An 8,985-nucleotide genomic window follows, 5' to 3' on the forward strand; every position below is an offset into this window, starting at 1 on the left:
TATATAACAAAGCATCCTTGTCCTTTTATTGACTATCTTAAGTTTATCATGTTCAATTTTGTATGTCTTAAAAAATCTGAACATACAAACTAATAAAGCATAAATTCTTTTTGTCACGTTAAACATTCACTGATATAATTACAATTAATGAGTAACTTAGAATAAAGCTTTACCAAAATGGTTACAATATAAAAAGGGGGGAATTTAATGGCCTTGATTGTCTTGATTGGTGCTCAAGCTGTGGGAAAAATGACTGTGGGAAAAGAATTAGAGAAAAAAATTGACGGAAAACTGTTATTTAATCATCAAACGATTGATTTATACGCGAACTTCCTCGGTTATAACTCACTTACGTTTGATTTATCTGACCAGACGAGAAAAAATCTTTTTACTGCTTTTGTCAAAAATAAAGGAAATAATACGACGTCTTCCATTATTTTTACGGTTCTAATTGGCTTTGATCAACCAGATGATATTACTTTTTTAAACGAAATCAGCGATATTTTTTTACAAGCGAACGAACCTGTTTATTTTATTGAGCTAGTTGCCGATTTAGCTGAACGACTGAAAAGAAATATTCATGAGGATCGACTTGCAGCTAAACCATCCAAACGAAATGTCGTTTTTTCAGAACAGGAATTACGAACTAGTAATGATAATTATCGCTTAACAAGCAACGAAGGTGAACTTCAGAAACGTTTTCCCAACATTCATACATTAAAAATCGATACGACTGATTTATCTTCAGAAAGTACGGCAGAAATAATTATCAAACAGTTTGATTTGAAATAAAGATATTGGAATATATCGTAAAAATAAACGCTATTATGAATTTCCGACCTACTCTAGCTAGAAATTACCCATTCAAAATATTTTGCGTTTAGTAAAGGAGTTCCTATGAATCTAACAATTAATGATACTACTATTTTCTATCATGTCTATGGTAAAGGAAAAACAATTTATTTTCTTCATGGATTAGGCTTAGACCATCAAAGTATGGTTACTATTTATGAACCTTTCTTTGATTCCAATCATGAAATCAGGCGCGTTTATATTGATCTTCCAGGAATGGGGGATTCTCCAGCAGATCAATCTCTTAATTCATCAGATACTGTTGTAAATTGTATCAAGCAATTTATTGAGTTAGATTCAAAAAATGACGCAGTTGCACTTGTTGGCCATTCTTATGGTGCTTATCTTTCTCTAGGTTTAGCTTATCTTTTAAAAAATAAAATTACTAAAATTTTTTTAACTTGTCCAGTCACTATTGCGAAAACCAAAAACAGAAATAAAGAAATAGCTCACTCCATCATTGAGGAACAGTTTGTCCCTCATGAAAATCAAACTTTTTTTGATGAGTTTCTTTCCATGAATACTATTATCAATCCAACGACTTGGCGGATGTATCAACAAATGATTTTACCAGGTTTAATGAAATTTAATCATTCTTTTTGGCATAACTTACAAACAACAAATTATGCTTTTTCCTTTGAAAATAAATTAACTAGCTTATCTAATCAATTAAGCGGTGTTGTATTATTAGGAAAGCATGATTCTATGGTCGGTTATCAAGATCAAAAAAACTTATTCAGTCACTTTCCTACCATTAAAACAGTTATTGCAGAGAATGCAGGACATAATCTACCTATCGATGTACCTAGTCAAGTTCAATTTTTATTTGAAGAATGGTTAATGCAAATTTGATTTTTTCGCTAAATTCATAGCGATTCTTACTTTAAGGAGCTAGTAAAATGAATATTTTGATTCAGCCACTACAAACATCTGATGTTAATAATCTCAAACCAATGATTGAAGAACTAGCAAATTTCCACAATTTATTAAATGAACAATTTTCTACATTTTATCCAGTGATTGACATTGACGAAACCATTGAACAGATAAAAAATGGAATTGAAAAAAACACTATTCTTGTTTTGACTGCTTATAAAGAAAAAAATTTACTTGGCTTTATTGAAATAGCATTTTTTGAGCATATGGCTAAAATCAATCGATTATTTGTTGATATAGAATACAGAAACCATTCTATTGGTAAACAATTAATGAATGAAGCAATCAACCTAATCCAAGCAAAATCGATCGATTATATTGATTTAACCGTTGTAAAAGAAAATCAACAAGCAAAAAAATTTTACGAAAGTTTTGCATTTGAAGAACGAGCAATTCTTATGACAAAAAAACTAAAGTAGTCGCTTTATAAATGGGAAAATTCCTTCAAATTTATAAAACACCTTGCTAGTGTTATAATTCGAAGGAATTTTTTCACTCGAAATCAATTTTGTTTAGCGGAAAAAGGAAAAAAATAGTGCTCTTTTTTTATTGTTCGAATCGCAAATAGAATTTGTCCCATAGCTAAAACAGCGTAAATAATATGGGGTATAGCTATCCCTCTTAAAAATAAACCTTGTACAATCAACCACAACAATAAGAAAATTCCTAAAAGAGCCTGCAGATAAAAACCGATTCCCGTATTTTCTTTTTTCAGTAGATAAACACAAAAAAGATTACCTACCCCAATCACTAAAAACAAATATACCCCTGGGAAAAAGAAGGACTGAAACGGAGAATTTTTTAAGATATCAACAGATAAATGAGCTGCTTCATGAATAGGTGTATAGAAAGCGAAAAAGCTACCTAAAAAACCACTAATTGAAATAAAACTATCTAAAATCCAGCTACTTTTTTTCATATACGTTCCTTCCCCATTTCCCCAAAAATAGCAATTCCCGACTGATTACAAGATGTTTTTTCTTACCTTTAAAAATGCAAGAAATTCTGAGATAAAGAATAAATGCAATACGTACTTAAACAAATCAATGTAAAAATATAACTACAAACACTTATTTTATTCAAGTTAGCCTTTCGTAATTGCAATAAGATAATAAACATATAAATGATTTCAACATATAATAAAATATTGCGAATAACTACAAGATTTGAACCTAAAATCAAACTTGTAATGTCCAAAGAAATAACAAGCAAAACAGTTAATCCAAAAATATGAAAACTTTTTTTCACCTTATCCGTTAATTGATGGCCATTCAACGAACCAAATAAGACAATCATTGAGATATAGGCTCCGTAAAATAGATAATTAAAAATACTATTCATTTTTTTCAACCCTCTTTTCTAAAGCCAATACAATGCTTCAAAAAACATTTTAACAAGACTTTACAAAATAATCCATTATTGCTCTTTACGATTTATTCATCCTACACGAATACCTAAATAGATTGCCTTACTCAACTTAAATCGTTCACTAAAAAAACTATCTTTTAGAAAAGCGAAAAATCTTTTTTCTAAAAAATAGTTTCATCTTTTTAATTCATTCAAATGAACTCAATGTACTGTTCCCATTTTACCAACAGGCCAATAGGAGAATTTAGCATTTCCAATAATCTTATCTTCAGAGATAGTTCCAATCATGCGACTATCCTTTGAATTTCGGCGATTATCTCCCATAACAAAATAATTGTTTTCAGGGACCGTATAAGTAAAATTTTCTTCAGTTAATAATTCATTAGATGGTAATGCTTGTTTGTATTCCGCTAAAAACGGCTCCGCAATTTTTTCACCATTAATATACAAACAATCATCTTCATAAGTGATTGTTTCGCCCGGTAAAGCAATTACTCGCTTGATATAATTCTTTTTGGGATCACCAGGTTCAGTCGGAGCCTTGAATGAAATAATATCAAAACGCTCTATCTCGCCTATTTTCAAACCAAAAATTCGTTCTTTATCTTCTAATGTAGGATTCATTGATTCTCCATGTACTGTTATATTTGAGAACAAAAACATTCTAGAAAAAATAACAATTACTAATACACTTAAAAACCAAATTAAATCCTTTTTTGTCACCCATTCTTGTTTTTTCATCCTTCTCCTCCTTACTAAATCAATTAAATAAATCCAACAACATTATATAAATTATAACATTCAACTATCTAAACGAAAAGTTCTTATTTTCATTTCCCTGCCAAATGAAAGCTTCTATTCTACTTCTTTTCTGTAATATATTTCTCTAAATCATTGATTGCCTTTGCTACGACATCTGGCGTAATCGTTTCTTTCATAAAGTGAATCGTTTCATAATCTGCAGCGGCACGTTTAGCTACTTCTTGTATTTCATCTTGAGTTAAATGCTCCATTTTCATGTCTTTTAAACATGTCGGTAAGCATAACTGATGATAAAATGGTAATAATTTTTCGATTTCTGTCCATTTTTGTTCGATTACTAATTGAACTAAAACACCATAGGCAACCTTATTTCCGTGTAATTGATGATGACTTTCCGGTCTGATTGTTAATGCATCATGAATCGAATGCGCTCCAGAAGTTCGACCGTAGTCATCTCCAAAGCCGCCAACCATTCCACCTAATAAAATATTCGTTTCAACCACATTTAAAAACGCTTGATTTAGTTCATTACAATCCATCGCAGCCAAAGCTGATTGACTATCGGATAAAAGAATATCTCGACATTTTTTAGCCGCAAAAACAGCCACTTGAATTTCGATTGATTGAATAGGCAATTGAGAAATCATCGCATCTGCCTCGTACCATTTAGCGATTGTATCGCCAATGCCTGCAATCATCAATTCTTTTGGCGAATCCAAAATCACTGCTGGTTCGATTAAAACTAATGAATTACTAACCGGAAATACATCATAGCGATCCATTGAACCATCTTGTCGGTAGATAACACTTAACGGTGTGTACGCAGCGCAAGTAGCAGCTAAAGTTGGTAAAATCAAAATTGGTAATCTAGTCAAATACGCCACGGATTTTCCCAAATCTGAAATTTTTCCACCACCAACAGCAAGAATTCCATCAAACTGTTCTTGCCTCACTAAAGCTTCCAATTCAGCGGTTCGTTCGTCAGTACAAACACCACCATAATATTCATAGCTTGTTTCAATTTTGGTCAATTTCGGAAAATACTTTTGTGCAACATTCCATGACTCTTTTCCATGTAGAATAAGTATTTTTTTCAAGTTTCTTCTATTTAAATGCTCTTGCAACCCTTGCCATGCACCCTCTCGACATTCATACTCTTGCGGGGCACCTCTTACAATCAATGTTTGATCCATTTTCTATTCACCTAGCCATTTCTTTTTACAGATAGAAAAAAGTAAAAAAGAAGTAAAAATCTACTTTTCCTTTCCCTTAAACTATGATATGATAACTGACAGTCGAAAACAATAAATTTTTATACATTTTTTGCAATTTTATGGAATATTTATTTAATAACGAAAAGGAGACTTATAAATGAAACGTTTTACTAAGATATTTTCACTTTTTTTTCCTATCTTACTTGTTTTGCTTACGCTTTTGCCTGCTGGCTCAGTATTAGCAGAGGAAAAAGATCCTGTCTATGACAGTATTATGAAAAGAGGCGAGTTAATCGTCGGTTTATCAGCTGACTACGCCCCTTATGAATTTCATGCAGATGTAGATGGTCAAGATCAAATTGTTGGCTTTGATATTTCCATCGCGCAGAAGATTGCCGATGATTTAGGCGTAAAACTAAAAATCGAAGAACTTGGTTTCGATGCATTATTAGGAGCGTTGAAAACAGGTAAAATTGATTTAATCATCTCAGGTATGGCCCCAACTCCTGAACGAATGCAAGAAGTTAATTTTTCGGATCCTTACATGCATGTGCAACAAAAAGTGGTCGTTCGAAAAGACGATGCAGATAAATTTACGTCTGTTAATGATTTTGAAGGGGTAAAAGTTGGTGTTCAAAAACAAACAACCCAAGAAGAATTAGCCAAAACTGAACTAATTGGTTCAAAACCAACTTCTTTACAAAAAGTTCCTGATATTATCATGAATTTAACTAATAAAAAGGTAGATGCAGCTGTTTTAGAAGAACCTGTTGCTGAAGCTTATGTCGAAAGAAATCCTGATTTGATGTTTGCTGATATTGAATTTGAACAAGGAAATAAAACTGCCGCAGTTGCAATTCCTAAAGATGCACCTGTTTTACAAGAAAAAGTAAATGCAACAATTAAAATGATTAACGATAATGACTTATTAGATGGCTATAAAAAAGAAGCCGGTAAATTGATGTTTACGGATGATCAAAGTTTCTTAGCCAAATATGGTAAATTTTATGTTAGTGGTGCTGGTTACACAATTTTCTTAGCCTTTATGGGTGTATTATTTGGTTCTCTTTTAGGTGGCCTTTTAGCCTTAATGAAACTATCAAAATCAAAAATTTTACGTGGAATCGCGATTACCTATATTGAATATGTTCGTGGGACTCCTTTATTAGTTCAAATTTTTATTGTTTATTTCGGTACAGGCGTGTTAGGTTTAGATTTATCAAAACTAGCTGCTGGTTGTATAGCACTTGCATTAAACAGTGGTGCCTATGTAGCTGAAATCGTTCGTGCAGGGATTAATGCGGTCAACAAAGGACAACTGGAAGCCGCACGTTCATTAGGAATGAATCAAGGGCAAGCGATGCGTTTTATTATTTTACCACAAGCCATTAAGAACATCTTACCTGCATTAGGAAATGAATTTGTAACGGTAATTAAAGAGTCTTCTGTCGTTTCAGTTATCGGCGTTTCTGAATTAATTTTCCAAGCTGGAAATGTTCAAGGAGCAAGTTTCAAACCATTTTTACCGTACCTGATTGTTTCCTTAATCTATTTTGTTTTAACATTTACAATCTCCCGTCTTTTAGGAGTTGCTGAAAGGAGAATGAGTACTAGTGATTAATATTAAAAACTTACACAAATCTTTTGATAAAAATGAAGTGCTTAAAGGAATTGATCTTGATATAGAAGCTGGTGAAGTCGTTGTCATCATCGGACCCTCGGGAAGTGGAAAAAGTACCTTCTTACGTTGTCTAAATTTATTAGAACAACCAACAGATGGTTCGATTGAATTCGAAGGCAAAAATTTATTAGATAAACAAATCAATATCGATGAAATTCGACAAAAAATGGGTATGGTTTTCCAAAACTTTAATTTATTTCCACATAAAACTGTCCTTGAAAACTTAACAATCAGCCCAATTAAAGTAAAAAAAGAAGCCAGTGACGCGGCAAAACAAAAAGCAGTGTCTTTACTTGAACAAGTCGGTTTAAAAGATAAAAGCAGTAGTTATCCATCTAGTTTATCTGGTGGTCAACAACAACGGGTGGCAATCGCACGCGCTTTAGCGATGAATCCAGATGTGATGCTTTTTGATGAACCAACCTCTGCCCTAGATCCTGAAATGGTCGGTGAAGTTTTATCGGTAATGAAGGCTCTCGCTGTAGAAGGTATGACAATGGTTGTGGTAACGCATGAAATGGGCTTTGCTCGTGAAGTGGCAGATCGTGTGATTTTTATGGATGCAGGCGTGATTCAAGAAGAAGGAACTCCTGAAGAAATATTTGGACAACCTAAAAATCCAAGAACACAAGATTTTTTAAGAAAAGTATTGTAAAAATAGCATTAAGGAACCTTGTTGAGGCGATTCAGTTCAAATCACTTGGTTCTTTTTTTTGATAATTTAAGAAACATTTTCTTTTAACGAATGAACAAATAAGCTAAAATAGCTATAGATAAAAAATTGGAGGAACAATATGGATTATTCAAAACTTGCCGCAAAATACCAACAACCCGAAGAAAATATTTTAATGGATATTGCTACTTTAGCAACCGAAGTTCCAGATTTACTTGACTTATCAATTGGCGACCCCGATTTGATTACTGATCAACGAATTATTGAAGCGGCCTTTACTGATGTGAAAAATGGACACACAAAATATACAGCCTCTGGCGGAAGTCTTGAATTTCTAAAATCGGTTCAAGCTTTTTACCAACGTCACTACAACTTATCTTTTGAATTAGATCAGATCCGAGCAACGGTTGGCGCTATGCACGGAATGTATTTGGCTTTACAAGTCATGCTTGACCCAGATGATGAAGTAATCATTCACGAACCTTATTTCTCTCCTTATAAAGATCAAGTGTTAATGGCGGGTGGAAAACCAGTTTTTGTTCCAACTTACGAAAAAGATCAGTTTCAATTAGATATTTCACTTTTAGAAGCTGCGATTACCAATAAAACAAAAGCAATTATCGTCAACTCTCCTAATAACCCAACAGGAGCCGTTTTTTCAAAGGAAACGATGAAAGCTATTGCTGAACTTGCTATCAAACATGATTTGTATATTCTGTCTGATGAAGTCTATGAAGCTTTTTGTTACGATGAAGAATTTATCCCGATGGCAACCTATGCTCCTGAACATACATTAACTTTTAGTAGCTTTTCTAAAACTTTTGCTATGACGGGGTGGCGAATCGGCTACATGATTGCGCCAAACTACATTAACGAAGCAGCAAAATTAATCAATGAAAGTATTACTTTTTCTGCACCAAGTCCATCTCAACAAGCAGGAATCTATGCACTGAATCATGCAGAAGGATTAGTCCCTACTATTGTCTCTACGTTTAAAGAGCGCCTAGAATACATTTCAGAAAGAATTTCTACTATTCCTTTCCTGTCTCTATTACCAGTTAAAGGCAGTATTTATGCATTTGTTGATATTTCAGCAACAAACCTAACCTCTATCGCTTTTGTCGAAAAACTTTTAAAAGAAACGAGTGTGTTAATGATCCCAGGAAAAGCATTTGGTGAAACAACTGGTGATGACCACGTACGAATAGCGGCTACACAGGATCTTGCTACTTTAAAAGAAGCCTTTGACCGAATTGAAAAACTTAATTTTTAGTCTAATAAATCATTTAAAATAAAAAAAGAGGTTGGGACAGAAGTGTTTAACTCCAAGAAATAAGCGACAACTCACGAAAATTGTTTTTCAAATTTTTGTGGCTCTTTGTCAAATAGGACTGATAAGCAAGATTAATTAAAAATCAGAATGGAGGAGTGACTCTTTCATTCTGATTTTTTTGTTATGTTACCTTAATTAAACCGTTGATCAGAAAAATTCGTATTTT

At 33.0% G+C, this 8,985-nt stretch carries 10 protein-coding genes; 6 read left to right on the forward strand and 4 right to left on the reverse strand.

Annotation, left to right across the window (positions count from 1 at the left end; translation table 11 throughout):
• The first annotated feature begins 207 nt into the window (after positions 1 to 207).
• The 3 genes from ACYSNW_RS16520 (at position 208) to ACYSNW_RS16530 (ending at position 2,207) form a co-directional block, all read left to right on the forward strand.
• Positions 208 to 792: a DEAD/DEAH box helicase family protein gene (locus ACYSNW_RS16520; RefSeq protein WP_461746361.1), complete on the forward strand. Its 585-nt coding sequence runs from the start codon at positions 208 to 210 to the stop codon at positions 790 to 792.
• Between the two features lie 105 nt (positions 793 to 897).
• Positions 898 to 1,704: an alpha/beta fold hydrolase gene (locus ACYSNW_RS16525; RefSeq protein WP_461746363.1), complete on the forward strand. Its 807-nt coding sequence runs from the start codon at positions 898 to 900 to the stop codon at positions 1,702 to 1,704.
• A gap of 47 nt (positions 1,705 to 1,751) precedes the next feature.
• Positions 1,752 to 2,207, forward strand: coding sequence for a GNAT family N-acetyltransferase (locus ACYSNW_RS16530; RefSeq protein WP_461746365.1), 456 nt, complete (start codon positions 1,752 to 1,754; stop codon positions 2,205 to 2,207).
• A gap of 83 nt (positions 2,208 to 2,290) precedes the next feature.
• Here ACYSNW_RS16530 and ACYSNW_RS16535 read toward each other — a convergent pair whose 3' ends face one another.
• From ACYSNW_RS16535 to ACYSNW_RS16550, 4 genes are all read right to left on the reverse strand, one after another.
• Positions 2,291 to 2,707, reverse strand: coding sequence for a hypothetical protein (locus ACYSNW_RS16535; protein WP_461746367.1), 417 nt, complete (start codon positions 2,705 to 2,707; stop codon positions 2,291 to 2,293).
• Between the two features lie 68 nt (positions 2,708 to 2,775).
• Positions 2,776 to 3,129, reverse strand: a complete 354-nt coding sequence (locus ACYSNW_RS16540; RefSeq protein WP_461746369.1) for a hypothetical protein — start codon at positions 3,127 to 3,129, stop codon at positions 2,776 to 2,778.
• Between the two features lie 228 nt (positions 3,130 to 3,357).
• A complete protein-coding gene (lepB, locus tag ACYSNW_RS16545; RefSeq protein WP_461746371.1) occupies positions 3,358 to 3,897 on the reverse strand; it encodes a signal peptidase I in 540 nt (179 codons plus the stop codon).
• A 119-nt stretch (positions 3,898 to 4,016) separates the two neighbouring features.
• The gene (locus ACYSNW_RS16550) at positions 4,017 to 5,111 is read right to left on the reverse strand and encodes an iron-containing alcohol dehydrogenase family protein (RefSeq protein ID WP_461746373.1); all 1,095 of its coding nucleotides are present in this window, start codon (positions 5,109 to 5,111) and stop codon (positions 4,017 to 4,019) included.
• 178 nt (positions 5,112 to 5,289) lie between these two features.
• On the opposite strand from ACYSNW_RS16550, the gene ACYSNW_RS16555 reads away from it, so the two are divergent.
• From ACYSNW_RS16555 to ACYSNW_RS16565, 3 genes are all read left to right on the forward strand, one after another.
• Entirely contained in the window at positions 5,290 to 6,753 is a 1,464-nt protein-coding gene (locus ACYSNW_RS16555; protein ID WP_461746374.1) for an ABC transporter substrate-binding protein/permease, read from the forward strand.
• On the forward strand, positions 6,746 to 7,468 hold the full coding sequence (locus ACYSNW_RS16560; RefSeq protein WP_461746376.1) for an amino acid ABC transporter ATP-binding protein: 723 nt from the start codon (positions 6,746 to 6,748) through the stop codon (positions 7,466 to 7,468). Before ACYSNW_RS16555 ends, ACYSNW_RS16560 begins: the two co-directional genes overlap by 8 nt.
• Positions 7,469 to 7,607: 139 nt before the next feature.
• Positions 7,608 to 8,759 carry a pyridoxal phosphate-dependent aminotransferase gene (locus tag ACYSNW_RS16565; protein ID WP_461746377.1) on the forward strand — a complete coding sequence of 384 codons (1,152 nt, stop codon included), beginning with the start codon at positions 7,608 to 7,610 and terminating at the stop codon, positions 8,757 to 8,759.
• Positions 8,760 to 8,985 lie beyond the last annotated feature (226 nt).

The sequence above is a fragment of the Enterococcus sp. LJL99 genome, assembly GCF_054871725.1.